General features: G+C 37.2%; 14 protein-coding genes and 2 pseudogenes. 11 read left to right on the forward strand and 5 right to left on the reverse strand.

The genetic code is table 11. The features are described from left to right. Window positions 1–338 precede the first annotated feature (338 nt). The 3 genes and pseudogenes from DESACI_RS07340 to DESACI_RS07350 all read left to right on the forward strand — a co-directional run. A complete protein-coding gene (locus DESACI_RS07340; protein WP_014826552.1) occupies window positions 339–1481 on the forward strand; it encodes a YibE/F family protein in 1143 nt (380 codons plus the stop codon). Between the two features lie 3 nt (window positions 1482–1484). Further along, complete coding sequence (locus DESACI_RS07345) at window positions 1485–2264, forward strand: YibE/F family protein (protein WP_014826553.1); 780 nt, start codon at window positions 1485–1487, stop codon at window positions 2262–2264. 159 nt (window positions 2265–2423) lie between these two features. Then, window positions 2424–2837 (forward strand): annotated as a pseudogene (locus DESACI_RS07350) (divalent metal cation transporter); the annotation flags it as partial. Here DESACI_RS07350 and DESACI_RS23530 read toward each other — a convergent pair. Further along, complete coding sequence (locus tag DESACI_RS23530; protein ID WP_083845564.1) at window positions 2723–3001, reverse strand: cation efflux transmembrane domain-containing protein; 279 nt, start codon at window positions 2999–3001, stop codon at window positions 2723–2725. The pseudogene DESACI_RS07350 and the gene DESACI_RS23530 overlap by 115 nt on opposite strands. Window positions 3002–3333: 332 nt before the next feature. Here DESACI_RS23530 and DESACI_RS07355 point away from each other — a divergent pair, with 332 nt between their 5' ends. After that, window positions 3334–4245, forward strand: a complete 912-nt coding sequence (locus DESACI_RS07355; protein ID WP_202947871.1) for an IS91 family transposase — start codon at window positions 3334–3336, stop codon at window positions 4243–4245. Between the two features lie 376 nt (window positions 4246–4621). Next, window positions 4622–4807, forward strand: coding sequence for a hypothetical protein (locus tag DESACI_RS07360; RefSeq protein WP_174270314.1), 186 nt, complete (start codon window positions 4622–4624; stop codon window positions 4805–4807). A 51-nt stretch (window positions 4808–4858) separates the two neighbouring features. Here the strand turns inward: DESACI_RS07360 and DESACI_RS07365 are convergent, their stop codons facing one another. After that, a complete protein-coding gene (locus DESACI_RS07365) occupies window positions 4859–6208 on the reverse strand; it encodes an Nramp family divalent metal transporter (protein WP_014826554.1) in 1350 nt (449 codons plus the stop codon). Between the two features lie 202 nt (window positions 6209–6410). Between DESACI_RS07365 and DESACI_RS07370 the strand changes: the two genes are divergently transcribed. After that, window positions 6411–6836: a metal-dependent transcriptional regulator gene (locus DESACI_RS07370; protein ID WP_014826555.1), complete on the forward strand. Its 426-nt coding sequence runs from the start codon at window positions 6411–6413 to the stop codon at window positions 6834–6836. A gap of 800 nt (window positions 6837–7636) precedes the next feature. Here DESACI_RS07370 and DESACI_RS07375 read toward each other — a convergent pair. Both DESACI_RS07375 and ytaF read right to left on the reverse strand, forming a co-directional pair. Next, window positions 7637–8803: an LCP family protein gene (locus DESACI_RS07375; RefSeq protein WP_014826556.1), complete on the reverse strand. Its 1167-nt coding sequence runs from the start codon at window positions 8801–8803 to the stop codon at window positions 7637–7639. 354 nt (window positions 8804–9157) lie between these two features. Beyond that, entirely contained in the window at window positions 9158–9814 is a 657-nt protein-coding gene (gene ytaF / locus DESACI_RS07380; protein WP_014826558.1) for a sporulation membrane protein YtaF, read from the reverse strand. Between the two features lie 318 nt (window positions 9815–10132). Here ytaF and DESACI_RS07385 point away from each other — a divergent pair, with 318 nt between their 5' ends. After that, the gene (locus DESACI_RS07385) at window positions 10133–10819 is read left to right on the forward strand and encodes a PspA/IM30 family protein (RefSeq protein WP_014826559.1); all 687 of its coding nucleotides are present in this window, start codon (window positions 10133–10135) and stop codon (window positions 10817–10819) included. Window positions 10820–10884: 65 nt separating this feature from the next. Further along, complete coding sequence (locus DESACI_RS07390; protein WP_014826560.1) at window positions 10885–11817, forward strand: TIM44-like domain-containing protein; 933 nt, start codon at window positions 10885–10887, stop codon at window positions 11815–11817. 633 nt (window positions 11818–12450) lie between these two features. On the opposite strand, the gene sleB is transcribed toward DESACI_RS07390, so the two are convergent. Further along, window positions 12451–13125, reverse strand: coding sequence for a spore cortex-lytic enzyme (gene sleB / locus DESACI_RS07395; RefSeq protein WP_014826561.1), 675 nt, complete (start codon window positions 13123–13125; stop codon window positions 12451–12453). A 396-nt stretch (window positions 13126–13521) separates the two neighbouring features. On the opposite strand from sleB, the pseudogene DESACI_RS07400 reads away from it, so the two are divergent. From DESACI_RS07400 to DESACI_RS07410, 3 genes and pseudogenes are all read left to right on the forward strand, one after another. Then, a pseudogene (locus DESACI_RS07400) lies at window positions 13522–13939 on the forward strand (metal-dependent transcriptional regulator). 264 nt (window positions 13940–14203) lie between these two features. After that, the gene (locus DESACI_RS07405) at window positions 14204–14638 is read left to right on the forward strand and encodes a DUF1285 domain-containing protein (RefSeq protein ID WP_014826562.1); all 435 of its coding nucleotides are present in this window, start codon (window positions 14204–14206) and stop codon (window positions 14636–14638) included. A 440-nt stretch (window positions 14639–15078) separates the two neighbouring features. Then, entirely contained in the window at window positions 15079–15303 is a 225-nt protein-coding gene (locus DESACI_RS07410; RefSeq protein ID WP_014826563.1) for a hypothetical protein, read from the forward strand. Window positions 15304–15337: the final 34 nt, after the last annotated feature.

The following is a 15337-nucleotide window of genomic DNA, read 5'->3' on the forward strand; positions in this document are numbered from 1 at the left end:
TATCTGGCATGATGAGATGTTTTTTTCAGCTTTGATTTGTTGCCGAGTATCAGTTATTTAACCTTCAAACTTAAAACAAAGAGTGTTTGAAAACACAACCGAGAGAAACCGCTAGAAATCATAAGAATTCAGCGGTTTTTCTGCACATATTGAAGGAAAATAGTATAATTAAGACTAGGAAAGAACAATTGGTCAGGTGTTTCCAAATTGTCAAAGCCGGGGAAGAAAGTACATAGCCAAGTTGTTTTTAAGAAGTATAATCAGAACCAACTGAGCTTACCGATGGGTTTAGAAAGTCAAATTCCTCCCAATTATACAGTAGAGAAGGATTAATAGAGATGACGGGAATACCTTTTGAAATTAATAAACTTAAGAAATATATTAAAGATTATATAAAGTATAATAACTACAAACAACATCTTATTATTACAATTCTGTTAATTATTAGCATAGTTTGTCTTTGTCTTAAATTTAGCAATGAAAATTATTATGATAAGACAATTGCTAAAATTACCTCAATAACTACCAAAAATTCCAATAATGAACAAATTAAAGAGCAACAAGTTAACGCAATTATTATGAACGGAGCTTATAAAGGAGAAAAAATTCAACTGCAGAATTCATCAACGTATTCTCATGCTACCGACTTGGATTTAAAATTAAATAATGAGGTTTTCGTCAAACTTCAAGTAAATCAGGATAATAAGATTACAGCCGCCGTAATCCTAGATCTTAAACGGGATACATATCTTGCTTATGTTTGTATTTTATTTGTTTTGTTAATTTCTTTAATAGGAGGGGTTAAGGGATTAAGGTCTTTGACCAGCGCAATTATCAATGCGGTTATTATTTTTGTCGTTATCAGATTAATTTTACTTGGGTATAACATTATAGTTATTGCCTCATTGGCATGTATTATATTTATTATTGGGTCTTTATTATTGGCAACCGGAATACAAAAAAAGACTTTCGCCGCAATCTTAAGTACGATGGTTGGTACTCTTATTTCCATGTTAATAACTTATACCGTAATAACGCTCTTGCATGCAAACGGAATCCATTACGAAGAAATGGAGTTTTTTAATTTTCCACCGGAACAAATATTTATGGCCGAGATATTAATTGGTACTTTAGGAGCAATCATGGATATTGCTATTTCAATTTCGTCGTCTCTACAGGAAATTTATAATAAAAATCCTTTAATAGAGAAGAATACCCTTCTAAAATCAGGGTTAGAGGTTGGGCAAGATATTATGGGTACGATGTCCAATACGTTAATTTTTGCTTATATTAGTGGAAGTATCCCTATTATTTTACTCAGATTAATCAATGATGTTTCGATTCTTGATATAATGAATATCAATATCTCTCTTGAAGTCGTACGGGCTCTTACCGGATGTATTGGAATTGTTATCAGTGTTCCTGTGAGCATCTATATTTCTGTGTTTCTGCTGAAAAGAAATAAAATTGGAGAATTTTGAATTATGAATGTCTCAGCTATTCTATTAATAATTCTATTGTTCCTTATGGTCATTATTGGAGGTGAAAAAGGGGCAAACTCCTTCTTAAGTTTATGTTTAAACTTCGTAACCTTTTTTGCTATGCTGATGCTAATAACTAATCAGCTTGACCCGATCAAAGTGACCATCATTGGGTGCATTGTTATTAGCTCCATGACTTTATTTATTATTAATGGTATTAATAATAAATCTATATCATCACTATTATCTGTAATATTAGTTGTAATTTTAACAATGCTATTAACTTACAAAATGGGAACAGACGCAAATATACAGGGATTTAACATTGAACAATTGGAGTATATTCCAATACAAACATCTGGCATTCCCTTGAATTTTTCTAAAGTAGTGTTTTGTGAGATTTTATTGGGATTGTTGGGCGCTATAATTGATGTCTCCATCTCGATCTCTTCTTCCATGAATGAACTATATAAAAATAGCTTAAATATTACTAAGAGTAGTTTATTCAAGTCAGGATTTAACATTGGTCAAGATATTCTGGGAACAATGACAAACACCTTGCTTTTCGCTTATATCGGAGGATTTATGACATTAATTATCAGGTTTGTAAAGCTTAACTACTCTATTCTAGACATGTTAAATTCTAAAGCATTTTGCTCAGAAGTCTTTCAGATTATGTGCTGTGGCATAGGTATTATTCTAATAATTCCTATTACCGCATTTATTTCCTCAACAATTATATTTTTACAATCAGACAGGCTAAAGAATGACTTTTTCGATTAACTATTGAAATATAAACCTTGCACTTAGGAGGGTATCCTTCATGGCAGATCATTTCTACTAATTCGCCCCGAAGATATATGGTATGGAGGGATCTAAGACTTTGATTTATTTATAAATCTAAGTTTAATATATTATTGTCAAAAATCCCTCCGTAGCAGTATTGCTACAGTGTTTTCGGCTACGATACTTCCGATCGCTACAGCATTTTACGTATGCGAAGCATTTGGATTTGAAGCAGGAATTGATAAGAAACTCAAAGAAGCTCCCCAATTTTATACACTATTTACTGCGATCTTGATAATTTCTGTGGGCATTATCCTGATACCAAATGCCCCGCTTATCTTGATAAGCTTATGGTCACAGGTCTTAAATGGTGTATTGCTGCCTGTCGTACTCATTTGTATGATGCTTTTAATCAATAACAAGGAGATCATGGGCGAGCATACGAACAAGCTATTTCATAATATCGTCGGATGGACTACCACTATTATTTTAATTGGTTTAACGATTGCACTTCTTAAGATAAGACAGGCGAGAATTGAACTTAATAGGGTATCAATCCTTGACCAGTGAGTAAAATAAATGATTACGCCCCCGATTAGTACCCCTAAATCTGCCAGCGCATCTCCAGCAAAATGGAGAAAGGCACTTTTTACATTTAAATTTTGGGTGTTTTGCCTAAGATTAAGGACAATTAGAAGATTAACAATCATCCCAGCAATTGCCACGATGATCATTCCTTCAGGTTTAACAGCTTCCAGACCTTTTTTCTACCAAATAAACAAGGGCTAAAGCAATAAGTGATAATGAATGTGGGGATCATTGCTCCTATGTGATTCCTGGGTCTATAAACATCCATAGAATTAAAGAATCTCAAGTTGAGTTCCTTATTTAACCGGTTGAGGTTAATGTTCCTGATTTTCTCTCATGAATGGCTATCCCCATTCATACAAAACACCATCCTAGGATTTTTAACAAAGCCGGGGTATGCCCCCGGCTTATTTAATTAATCAGAAAGTATAAGTTTTGGGGGATCCCCCTTTACTTGCGCGTTTGGTAAAATGGAGCTATGGAAACGAACATTTTGAGATGGATATTTTTCGATGAGCATAAACATTGGGATCGATTTGTAGAAAAATACGGAATTCGAATAAGACCGATCGTGATTAAAGAAGTCGAGAAGTTTCGTAATTGTGGCAACCCTAAAAATGGGTTTAAGCTCTTAGTCTGTGAAGGCTGTCATGACATTCGAATCGTTCCCTATCGTTGTAAGGGGAGATTTTGCACAACATGTTCGAGTGGAGAAACCGAGGAATGGAGCCGAATGATGGCAGAAGATGTTATGCAGGTTAATCATCGACATGTCATTTTTACAATAGACGAAGGGCTAAGAGTTATCTTTCAAAAACACCGAAAGTTGCTAAAACCCCTAATGGATGAAGCGGTAAGAATTGTTCAAGAGTGGTTTAAGAAGAAGTTCAAATTAACTCCGGGAGTCATTGCAGGACTTCATACGTTTGGATCTCGAATTAACTTCAACCCGCATGTCCATATGCTTGTGACAATGGGTGGAATGAAGCAAAGTGGAGAATGGAAAACCTATGACTATATCCCTTTTTCAATGTTACGAAAGCAATGGCAAACTGTCGTAATAAAACTAATCCGTAGTCACTTAAACGAAGGGGAAAAGAAGAAAGTACAACCCTTATTACAGAAGGCCTATTCAGCAAATGGAGAAGGTTTCTATGTCTATGCCCCGAAACAGAAAGGAAATGTAAAAGTACAACTCGGATATATAGGTCGTTATATTCGTCGACCCGCCATTGCATTGCATCGGATTGAGGAATATGACGGTCAATATGTTACATTCAAGTATCACGACAAAAATGACGGACAAGAGAAGCGAGAAACGCTAACAGTAGAAGAGTTTATCTCGCGATTGATCGTACACATTCCAGATGAACAATTTAAAACGATTTGATACTACGGTGTTTACTCTCGTAGGATTAAAACGCTATGCAAAACCCTTGTTTCTGCCTGGCAGAAAGAAGTGAGGAAGTGGATCGTCAAAGTTAAGAAGACAGTAACACGTAGGAAATGGGAAGAACGAATCAAAGAACAAACGGGAAAAGACCCAATGGAATGTCCTCATTGTCAGTGTTATTATGAATACAAGGGTGAAGTCTGTCTAAAAGAGGGACAACTTAAAATTAAGCATGCGAGATGTGAGACAAGTAGAGCATGCCTAGAAAGGATGATCTATAATTTCACCGGTATCCCAAAAACGAAAACCCCGCAAAAAGAAGAAGGCTCAAAGCGAGAAGAGCCTTCTAAAGAGTTCAGTCAATTACATTTGTTTGCAGTGTAATGAACAAGAGGCGATCCCTTTAGAAGTTGTAAGGAAATTTGACGCTATGGATGATGGGGATCCAACTGTGCCACCGCAGTTTAGTTGTGAGAAATGCGGTGGGGAGATGTATCCGGAGTATTATAAAGGACTTCATGGTTGCGAATATAAAATTTCGGATGTTAGAGAAAAATAAAAGGACCGAGGCGCAGCCTCGGTTTTTCTTAGATGTTGGTTGATTCCATGATTAGTTTCCGATAAACGGTATACTACCTCCAAGTGTTTGATAGATAAGTAAAAGGTTTAGAAACGAGATGACCACTGCACAAATAATTGATAAAGAAGTTATCAGCTTTTTGTTAACCAAGACTCCCATAATATCTTTACGCTTTGTAAAATAAATCAGAGCTATAATTGGGATTGGTAAAACGATACTTAATATCACCTGACTAATAACTAATGTCTGGGTGGGATCAACTCCTAATGCCACAATGATCACTGTGGGCAACATAGTAACAATACGGCGTACCCAGACAGGTATACTAAATCCGACGAATCCCTGCATGATCACTTGGCCACCCATAGTACCGACCACAGAACTGGAAATACCGGAGAAAAGTAATGATATTAAGAAAACACTTGCCGATGCCGAACCGAGAATTGGAGTTAATGTTTTATAGGCCGATTGAATATCAGCGACACCGCTATTACCCGTAGAATGGAACGCAGCTGCAGCCGTGTACATCATAGCAACATTAATTAATCCGGCAAAACCCAAGGCTATGAATACTTCTTTAGTGTTGAATTTTTGAAGTTGAATCTTTTCGTGATCATTCTGTGGCACAACTCTGTTTTGGGTTAATCCCGAATGGAGATAGATTGCATGGGGCATAACGGTTGCTCCAATAACTCCGACGGCAAGCATTATGCTTTCACTGTTACCAAGCCAAGGAACAACACAATGGTATGCAACCTGAGAAAAGTTAGGACGAGAAAAAATTGTTTCGATCATATAACAGGCGCCGATCATGACCGCAAAGGCAGCAATAAATTTTTCCAAGGGCCTGAATCCGAAACGATCCAGCATTAGAATCAAATAAGTGGCTAAACCGGTCAAAATGGTGGCATAAAGCATTGGAATGCCAAACAATAAATTTAACCCTAGGGTTGCCCCCAAGAATTCTGCAAGATCGGTCGCCATCGCAGCTATTTCAGATACTCCCCACATGGAATAGGACATTCGTTTCGAAAAGTAAGTTCTGCAAAGTTCTGGCAAGTTCTTGCCCGTTGCAATACCGAGTTTAGCTGACATGTTTTGTAAGAGCATCGCCATCAGATTGGCGAGAACGACGACCCATAACATGTTATATCCGAACAAGGAACCACTTTGAATGTTGGTGGCAAAGTTTCCTGGATCAATGTAAGCAACAGAGGCGATGAAAGCTGGACCCAAAAACGGGAGCAAGGCCCTGATTCCTTTACGCTTTCCCATTATAGCTGAACGGCAAGCCTCTATGGTCTTATTCGTGTCGTTTAACTTTAAGGGAATTGAAACATTGCGAGTTACACCCTGAGAAATATTAAACCCATCACTCATTGAAATGTACCTCCTCGATAGTTATCCTAATTACACCCCGATTTGTTTAATATGATTTTTAAAGCATGGCAAATTAAGTGTAAGAAATATGAAATTAGCGAATATAATAAAGCAACTTGGATTGAGACCAACCTAAATATCACTTCACTTCCTTGGATAACATTTGTTTGATTCAGGGTACTTTTTAGAAGGGGTGTAAAAATTGCTAACACCCAGCTTAGAAGATTATTTAGAGGAGATATATCGGTTTTCATTAACTCTCGATATTGTCAGGGTGACAGACATCAGTAAAAGGCTTGATGTTGCTTTGCCATCCGTTACGAAAGCCCTCTATAAATTAAGAGAAGAGCGTTATATAGATTACGAACGATATGGAGAGATCAGACTCACCGATAAAGGAAAAGAGTTTGGATCCTACTTAGTGGCTAGAAACCAATTGCTACAAGAGTTTCTTGGGTTAATATGTAGCAAATGTGACTTCGCTGCGGAGGCGGAAGCAATGGAACACTACCTCTCAACGGCAACGATCGAAGCCATCAAGACTCTCGTGGAGTTTATAAAAAGCAATTCAACTTGGCAATTAGCATTTATCAATTTCATGGAGGGAAAAATTAAGCAGAATTCGTAGTGAAGTAGGGCAAGTTGACAATGTAATCCATCTATGTAACCTCCTTTAACTATTTCAACGGGTTAGCCTTAGCTAACTAAAGGGATGTTTTAAAAATAGAATACGTAAGATATTATAAAGTGCTACAAATCATGACTGACAATATAAGCCAAATAGCGTTTGTAAATAAAAATGATCCGGTGGTTTTATGATATGCCCCAATTCTACACACTTTTTACCGCAATCCTGATATTTGCTGCGTGTATTATTCTTATACCTAATGCTCCGCTAATCTTGATAAGCCTTATGGTCACAGGTTCTAAACCGTGTATTGCTGCTAGTCGTTCTGATTTTCATGATGCTTTTAATAAATAACACGCATAATGGGCGAGCATACGAACAAGTTATTTCATAATATAGTCGGATGGACTACTACGATAATTTTAATCGGTTTGACGATTGCTCTTTTAGTTCCTTTATGTAAGAATTGGAATCATACGACTAGGGATCTTTCTTGTACTTCTCTTTCTCATGCAGGTGTAGATTGCACTTTCCGTGAGGCTCCACAATCATATAGCATGGAGCACTATGGCGATTATTGTGCCCCTGACACTCTTGTTAGTCGTAACCTCACTTTGCTCAAAGGTTTTTATTCAAACGATGGGGAAAATTGTTATATCTGATCAGCACTTAAGATGGAAAGAGTGATTGAGAATTAATATTCAATCACTCTTTCCATCTTAAGCATTGTCGTTTAGAAGGTTTAATAATTGTAAATCTCACTATAAAAAACTGTTTCCTTGATTATCATCTAAGTTGTTCTAAAGGTTGCTACACTGTTCATTTTGACTAAATTGAATATCATAGGTTTTAAAGTTCTGTTCAGATTGGTTATTATTGGTTATTGGATTGATCTCTGGCAAACTATGAGGATTGCATAATAATGAATTGGATTTATTTTTGCGATTCGAGACATTAGTCTTAGGTGGTGTTTTGATGCATATATTTGCCGGACGCTTTGCAAAGACTTCGCTTGTTTTACCTTGTTCAAAAAGTCCAGAGGCTACCTTCTTAATATCATTGGGGTAAACATCCCAATAACTAATCTTATTTTCAGTCGAAAAATAGCCTGGCAACGTCTGAGAAACTACTTGTACACTATCCCAATGTAATATCATGCCTGAAAACGAAAGGAGCTTGGCCATACTGAGGTTAGTGTATATTGACTTATATGCCTGTGGTATCAACCAAGGTGATTTAAGAAGAGCCTTTGGTTGTTTCAGTTCTTGAACAATAGCTTTTAAAACTGCTTGTTGACGAGCACTTCTAGAGATGTCTGCTAATTGATCATGTCGAAACCGAACATATTGTAAAACCTGTGAGCCATTCAAAAGTTGACGCCCTTTTCTCAGATTTATAATGCCATCTTCTTTGTCACCTGTCTCAAAATACATGTTTTTTTCCACATTAACAGTTATCCCGCCTAAAATGTCTATGATTTTTTTGAATCCTGTAAAATCAACCAGGATAAATCCGTCGATTTTTTGGCCCAATAGTTGTTCAACCGTTCTTACAGTTGACTCTGGTCCGCTTTCAAGACGGGCTACGGCATTGATCTTTTGCTTATTATACTTAGGCAAAATTATCTGAGTGTCACGTGGAACTGAAAGAAATTCTACTCGATTATGAGAAGGATCAATATGAGCAGCGATAATTGTATCGCTGTTACCCCAAGAATTATCATCTGGACGTTTATCTACTCCTAATAAGAGTATAGTTAATGAACCTTTAGGGTTAGTTAAATTAATCGGAAATGATGAACTGCTACCCTTAGCTGTAGATGCAACAGATGTTGCCGAAGGATTATTTGTAACCTGCCTAGTATTCTTCGGGTGGTGGGCAACTCTAGAAAGCAAAATACCGTAACTTGTTATTACGGTCAATAAAATTAGAATTACAATAGCTAATCTGTTTTTATGTAAATTCATTATCTTACCCCATTAATCGCTTATCCATTTTATAGGATTGGTTTTGAGGTAGGATATTATACTTTGGATTTCTAAAAATACCTGTATTTCTAATACTATAAGAAATATAACTTTTGAATCAATGTTTTAATAAAACATATAATCCCACTCCGATAAGGATTAACCCTTCTAGTCTAGGGAGTAAAGAATTTACTCGGCTGATAAATTGAGTACTCTCTACAGTTGAGTCTTCAACCCTCTTATACATAAGTAATCGCTCCTTTTACTAAATAAAAGGATTTTGAAGAATATTTAATGTCAAGCAGAAGGGATAGTTCCACTCCTGCTTTCTTCCGGAATAAAACAGAATAATCGTCAGTTCATTATTTGATGGATGCCTACCAATATAAGTAGAATTGCTGAAATTGTAGTCGCTCTTTCGCCAAATCTTTCAGAAGCAAATTTAAGTCCAAGTATTGCACAGAGACCAGTGCATAAAAAGGAGAACAATCCGGAAACCGTTGCCATCGTCAAAATGTTAAGTTTTGTTATACCAGCGCTAAACCCACCTGCCAAATTATTAAGGGATAAAGCTATCCCCAGAATTATTGATTCTGAAAGACTTATAGACTTTGAATTATCCAGATCGGCTTCCTCAGGGTTGCGTAACACACGAAGCAAATGATTATCTGTAAGTTGCTCGAACGTTTGATCAGTTTGGTGTTGCTGACTGAATACATAAACGGCTTCGGGAGCTTTTGTAAAAAACTGTTGAATTAAAACATAAATCCCAAGACTAATAAGAACTAGCATACTAATTAATTGACATGTAAACGGGGTAAGCCAGTGTGAAATCAAATGTCCAAAGAGGCCCCCTGCGAGAGCCAATGCGAAGCCCATAAACGCAATAATGGTATTAGCAATCAATGAAATTCTGACTTTCCTTACACCATATGCAATGCCTACTCCGGCGTTATCAATATTAGATGCGATTCCGATTGCAAAGATAAGTAACAGATTATTTAATGCCACTTGAACCACTCCTCAATTTAATATGCTTCATCTTATTAATGTCTTTGAGGAGTTGCGCAAGTACCATGACCTTAGGGTAATCATGGTAAATAATTCTAGTTTCGTAATCTGTAAAAGTAATAGTATTTCCGAATAGGGGAGAATTTCTGTATGTTTTTGGCATCAATCATATAATTTAACCTTCATGAATATTTCATAGATTGTTCGAGATTTACACAATTAGCAGTGCTATAATGCTTACGATGAAATTAGAATTGAATTGAGAGTTTGAACGAGAAATTTTTCGGTTTTTAATGATTGAAAGGAGATTGGAAGCTAATGGGGTTGTTTAGTAAGGTAAAGGATCTATTCCAAGCAAATACTATAGATCTTATATCTAAGGCCGAAGATCCAGAAAAAATGTTAAATCTTTATGTTGAACGTGCGACAGAGGAAGTTCACAATTTTCAAATTCAAGTTAACCGTGCTCTAGCGGATAAGATTCAACTTGAGGAGCGTATTCAAGTCTTGAATAAGGAAATTAAAGTGAGGAGCGAACAAGCTGCACTTGCTGTCCAGCAGGGTAAGGATGACCTGGCGAGAACTGCTCTAACGTATAAAAACCAAGCTGTGTCCAGCAAGAGAGAGTATGAGTCTCAACTTGCCGAACAGGAAAAATCAGTTAAAGATCTTCAGGATAATCTCCATGTACTTTCGGAGAAACTGGAAAAGGCAAAGATGGAGCGTAATAACCTGGTTATACGTCAACGGCGGGCAGAAACCATGAAAAAGGCAAATGAAACTGTATCTGGCCTTTCTACCCACGACACCTTGGAAGATTTTGACCGGATGAAAGATCGTGTTGAACGTATGGAGGCGGAGGCCAAAGCTTCCGGTACAATGGTTCACACAAGTACAGTTGAAGACCAATTTGCTGAACTAGAAGCAAGCAAAGTTAATTCTGAGATTGAGGATGAGTTAGCTCGACTTAAAGCAGGAAATAAAATTGAGTTAAATAAGAATTAGGTCTATTAAAATAATAGATAGTCATTACAAGTTTTCTAAAGAGACGCTTAGGATTGGTGATTGGCATGAATTCTTGGATAAAACGCATAGCGATCATTCTAACGACTCTCGTTCTCTTGGGAAGTCAAGTTTCAATGGTCTTAGCCCGTGGCGGCGGAGGTCTGGGCGGAAGCTTGGGTGATAGCTTGGGAGGAAGTTTTAGCGGGGGGTCTTTTTCTGGAGGCGGCTATTTGGGAGGTGGAGGACTCGGCGGGTTCTTTCCGATTCCTTTCTTCTTCGGGGGGTATGGGGGATCGGGGGGAGTATTTTTCCTCGTTATTCTGTATATTGCGTGGCGATTCTACAATGCAAGCCAAAATAGTGGAAGGTGGGGCCGTAATGATCGTTTCCCTTCGATGACGAGTTCCAGATCTGTAAATAATGATGGCTATACAAGGGAGACACCGGTAGATTTAAATGGCCGGTCGTTTTCAAATTCGGAAAATCTTCAACGCTTTGGTAAAGCGATAAACTATACACGCGAGAACATGCGTTATTTGGCAGAAACCTTCCCTCGTTGGGATCGGGATTTTCTTATCGGAAGGGTTCGCCAGGTTTTCTTTTGGCTGCAAGATGGCTGGAGCCGACAGGATCTTTCGCCAGCGGAAGAGTATCTAGTAACTACGTTGAACAATAAATACCAAACAGATCTTAAAGCCATGAAAGCTCGTGGAGAGCGGAATATAAACAAGGAACCTATTTTGAACACCTGGGATATTGAGTTTATCTATAGTCATCTAGATGAGGAATCACAATATTTTATTGCCATGGTTTCCGCGAGTTTAATCGATTATACAGTAGATAACTCAGGAAAACTGATATCCGGAAACGATAATCATAGACTTTATTTTACGGAATTCTGGAAGTTTGTATGGCAGGATGAGAAGTGGTTATTGGCAAGTATTTATCAGGAAGACGCATTGGAAATAGTTAAAATTGCTCGCGGAATAGAAGATTAGAAATGTTAAAGTTTAGGCAAATCTATAATTATTTAAGAGCCTGTTTTCTGATTGTTTAGAAAACAGGCTCTTTAGTATTAGCGATTAATTATTTAGGGATCAGCAAAAAAGACAATCCCCATTGTAAAGATATATATAAAAAGAGAACTTCAAGAGTTACCAAAATTCTTGGGGCATCATTCATGGGGGAGAAATCTCCCATGCAGGGCTTAGGAGAGTTGATGTCTCCCTTCCCTTCTTCGATAAATAGTGAACTTATAGGGCGCTGATGGGGCGGATACCAAATATGTGGAGGGTAACGACCTTTTAAATTATCCTTCTGACCCATAGTATAGACAATGTGACTCGGACATTTTCATCAATGTGTTTTCTATCGAGCCGATTTGGCAACTCAAGGCACGTTGGAGTTACTTCATTGCTAATGTCTTAATTGCCTTCTGGCGGAGGAATTACAACGAACTAATACAAATGTGCAAAAAATAACCTAGCAGATAAGTTTAAACTGCCCCATGTCAAGGGGAGTATACTTGTTCTGCTAGGTTTATAATTAGTCATTGTGAATTCATAATGCTTAATATTAATTCGAATTGAGGCTAAACTCAAAAACTACTTGAGCATCGTACAATCCTTCCATTATTTTGCGAATATTTGATTTCCGATTTGTGTAGTCTCTGGTTGTGACCAAAGGAATTTATTGGTCGTTTTGGCTGGATTGAAAAAATATAGTGCTCCTCCAGTAGGGTCCACACCGCTTTCCGCCTCTTTTGCAGCACTTATAGCAGATGCTGATGGAGTCAAATTGATTTGTCCGTCACTTACACTTGTAAAGGCTCCAGGTTGATAGATAACACCCGCGATAGTATTAGGAAATACAGGGTCAGCTACCCGATTGAGGACAACTGCAGCCACCGCAACTTGCCCCGAGTATGACTCTCCGCGTGCTTCCCCATTTACGACACGAGCCAAGAGGTTTGTATCGGTGTTACTATAACTAACAACCTTTCCTGATGTTTTCTCCAAGGCTGCTTGAGTTAAAGGACCATCAATGCCGTCCACTTGGAGGTGATCGCTTTGCTGAAAAGCCTCCACTGCTGCCAATGTTTTAGGGCCATATATTCCGTCCAATGTGCCGACAGAATATCCTAAATTGGACAATTCGCCTTGAAGTGTCAGGACGTCAGAACCCCTTGAGCCAACTTTCAATATTGTCGCAGCCTGGGCCACCGGAGCAAACGCCATACTGCACATAAGTGCCAATGTTCCGATAACCAATAGTTTTTGCCATATCAACATTGTGTGTTTTTTCATAATATCCTCCTAAATAAACTAAAAATGGAAGTAGAGCGCGATAAGCACTCTGTGGTTGGTCAAGCAATGCGTTAATTCTAACATCTTAAAACCTTTAAGAAAAGTATAGGTTGTTGGTTTTTTAACCAACCATTTACATCTAAGATAAACATAAATAACCTGTAACCCTTGCGGAATCTTTCGCAACTGAAGATGTGATTGGACTGATTATGATGGTTGGGCACAAAATGGAATACATTAGCTGAGTTGTCGAGAGAATAGACATGCCATAGAAAGAACATACTGATAGACTTAATCAGCATATTAATAGTAAGAAATAATTTAGTTCTTTATAGCTGCCTAGGAACCTTTTTAAAAATAGGCATTGTAAACCTAGGATTAAAGGAAGTGCTGTACTTGCTGCCCCCCAGCTTTGAAGATTACTTGGAGGAAATATATCGGTTTTCATTATCTCCCGATGCCGTTAGAGTAACGGATATTAGTAATAGACTTAACGTTGCACTGCCGTCGGTTACTAAAGCTCTTTATAAATTGAGAAAACGAGAATTATATTGAGTACGAACGTTATGGAGAGATTAAGCTGACCGATTCAGGAAGAGAGTTTGGAAACTACTTAGTAGAGAGAAACCAGTTACTACAGGAGTTTCTAGCCCTAATATGTAGTAAATGTGATTTTGCTGCTGAGGCCGAGGCCATGGAACACTACCTTTCAACGGCAACTATCGATGCAATAAAGACTTTGGTTGGCTTTATGAAAGCTAATTCGTCTTGGCATCATGCGTTTATTGATTATGTGGAGTTAAACTTGAAATGAAACGGTGCATTTAAGAAAGAAAATATGCATAATTTGACCTCCTAATAAGTATCAAAAGACAGTGGAAAAACAATGGGCGGAAATAGCCAAAGGCGTTGTCACTTCAACATAGTGAAGGAGCAACGCCTTTGTTAAAAAATAAGGCAAGCAAAAGAGTGAATACAATGATGAGGTGGATTGCAGGAAATAGGGGATAATGGTGGAATTAATACAAGGGAAACTTCTTCCTAGGAAAGTCAAAGAAGATCACAAGGAGGCAATATTTTGAATAATTTTCAGGCCCCCGAATTGTTTATTGATAAAGAGGGACAATGGTATGCTGATGGTGTCCTGATGATCAGAAAAGAAATTATAGAGTTATTTGCTTCCCATCTTAAAAAGGATGGTCATGATAACTATCATATTGATTGGCAAGGTCAATTGTATCCTGTAAAGGTTGAAGACGTCCCCTTTTTTGTTCAGTCGGTTTCCGAGCAAGTTGGTGTACTTATGATACATCTTTACGACGGGCGTATCTTTGCTCTGCCTCCGGGCAATATCGTCACGAAAAACAATATTCCTTATATCTCTTTATTTTCTCAGCAGGATACGAAGCTGTCTCGTGCTTCATATTGCGAATTGTGCAAAAACCTGATTGAGTGTGAAGGGCGATATTTGATCAAAATTGGTGGTAACGAATGGTTAGTTGAAGAAAATTAGATAATATTGAATCCACGAATTAGGCATGAAATAAAAACTCCATCCAATGTTATGACGTTGGAATGGAGTTTCATTTTTTAGGGGAGTTTATAGGTGATTTAAGCTAAAGGAGAAAATTTTACGTAAAACAAATAATGGAAATATATGTATGTTATAATAAAGGTAAAATTTGTTAAATGGAAGGAAGGCTTTACAATGAGATTGATTCTAACTATATTATCATGTGGTTTTATTTTTGCATTCTTAAAAAACCCACTAAAAAATAATTAAAATTATAATGAAAATTATAATGAAATCTTTCGATCCCAGTGGAATTTTTATACAAAAAAATTAAAACAAGGGGAAAGTAGAACATATAGTCATAATTTTAATCCTTAATTATAGTTCGTTCCCTTTAATCCCATGGTATAATGTTCAAAAGATATACAGAGGGCGAGATTATGCAAATAATAACTAGTGAAGATATGAAAACAAATACAATTAAAATTCTGATCAATGAATTTTTGGTTACCCATGAAATTACATCAAAAGAAAGCATTTCTATTGAACTTTTAAATTATCTGCGAAATAAAGAGATGAAAATTGAAGATGGTGTATTATTTAACCAATTGCTTGATCTAATAGAAGAAAAAGTTATAGGTTTGATGGATGAAAAAATTGGTTAGGTTGAAAAAGAATAAGTCCTTTTGCTTGGTTTCC

Origin of the sequence: Desulfosporosinus acidiphilus SJ4 (assembly GCF_000255115.2) — a bacterium.
Classification (GTDB): domain Bacteria; phylum Bacillota; class Desulfitobacteriia; order Desulfitobacteriales; family Desulfitobacteriaceae; genus Desulfosporosinus; species Desulfosporosinus acidiphilus.

What these genes read in the sequence shown, in the direction of transcription:
- DESACI_RS07345 (WP_014826553.1), top strand. Translation starts at nt 1,485, where the DNA reads ATGAATGTCTCAGCTATTCTATTAATAATTCTATTGTTCCTTATGGTC.
- DESACI_RS07390 (WP_014826560.1), top strand. Translation starts at nt 10,885, where the DNA reads ATGAATTCTTGGATAAAACGCATAGCGATCATTCTAACGACTCTCGTT.
- DESACI_RS07385 (WP_014826559.1), top strand. Translation starts at nt 10,133, where the DNA reads ATGGGGTTGTTTAGTAAGGTAAAGGATCTATTCCAAGCAAATACTATA.
- DESACI_RS07410 (WP_014826563.1), top strand. Translation starts at nt 15,079, where the DNA reads ATGCAAATAATAACTAGTGAAGATATGAAAACAAATACAATTAAAATT.
- DESACI_RS07355 (WP_202947871.1), top strand. Translation starts at nt 3,334, where the DNA reads ATGGAAACGAACATTTTGAGATGGATATTTTTCGATGAGCATAAACAT.
- DESACI_RS23530 (WP_083845564.1), bottom strand. Translation starts at nt 3,001, where the DNA reads ATGATCATCGTGGCAATTGCTGGGATGATTGTTAATCTTCTAATTGTC.
- DESACI_RS07340 (WP_014826552.1), top strand. Translation starts at nt 339, where the DNA reads ATGACGGGAATACCTTTTGAAATTAATAAACTTAAGAAATATATTAAA.
- DESACI_RS07365 (WP_014826554.1), bottom strand. Translation starts at nt 6,208, where the DNA reads ATGAGTGATGGGTTTAATATTTCTCAGGGTGTAACTCGCAATGTTTCA.
- DESACI_RS07375 (WP_014826556.1), bottom strand. Translation starts at nt 8,803, where the DNA reads ATGAATTTACATAAAAACAGATTAGCTATTGTAATTCTAATTTTATTG.
- sleB (WP_014826561.1), bottom strand. Translation starts at nt 13,125, where the DNA reads ATGAAAAAACACACAATGTTGATATGGCAAAAACTATTGGTTATCGGA.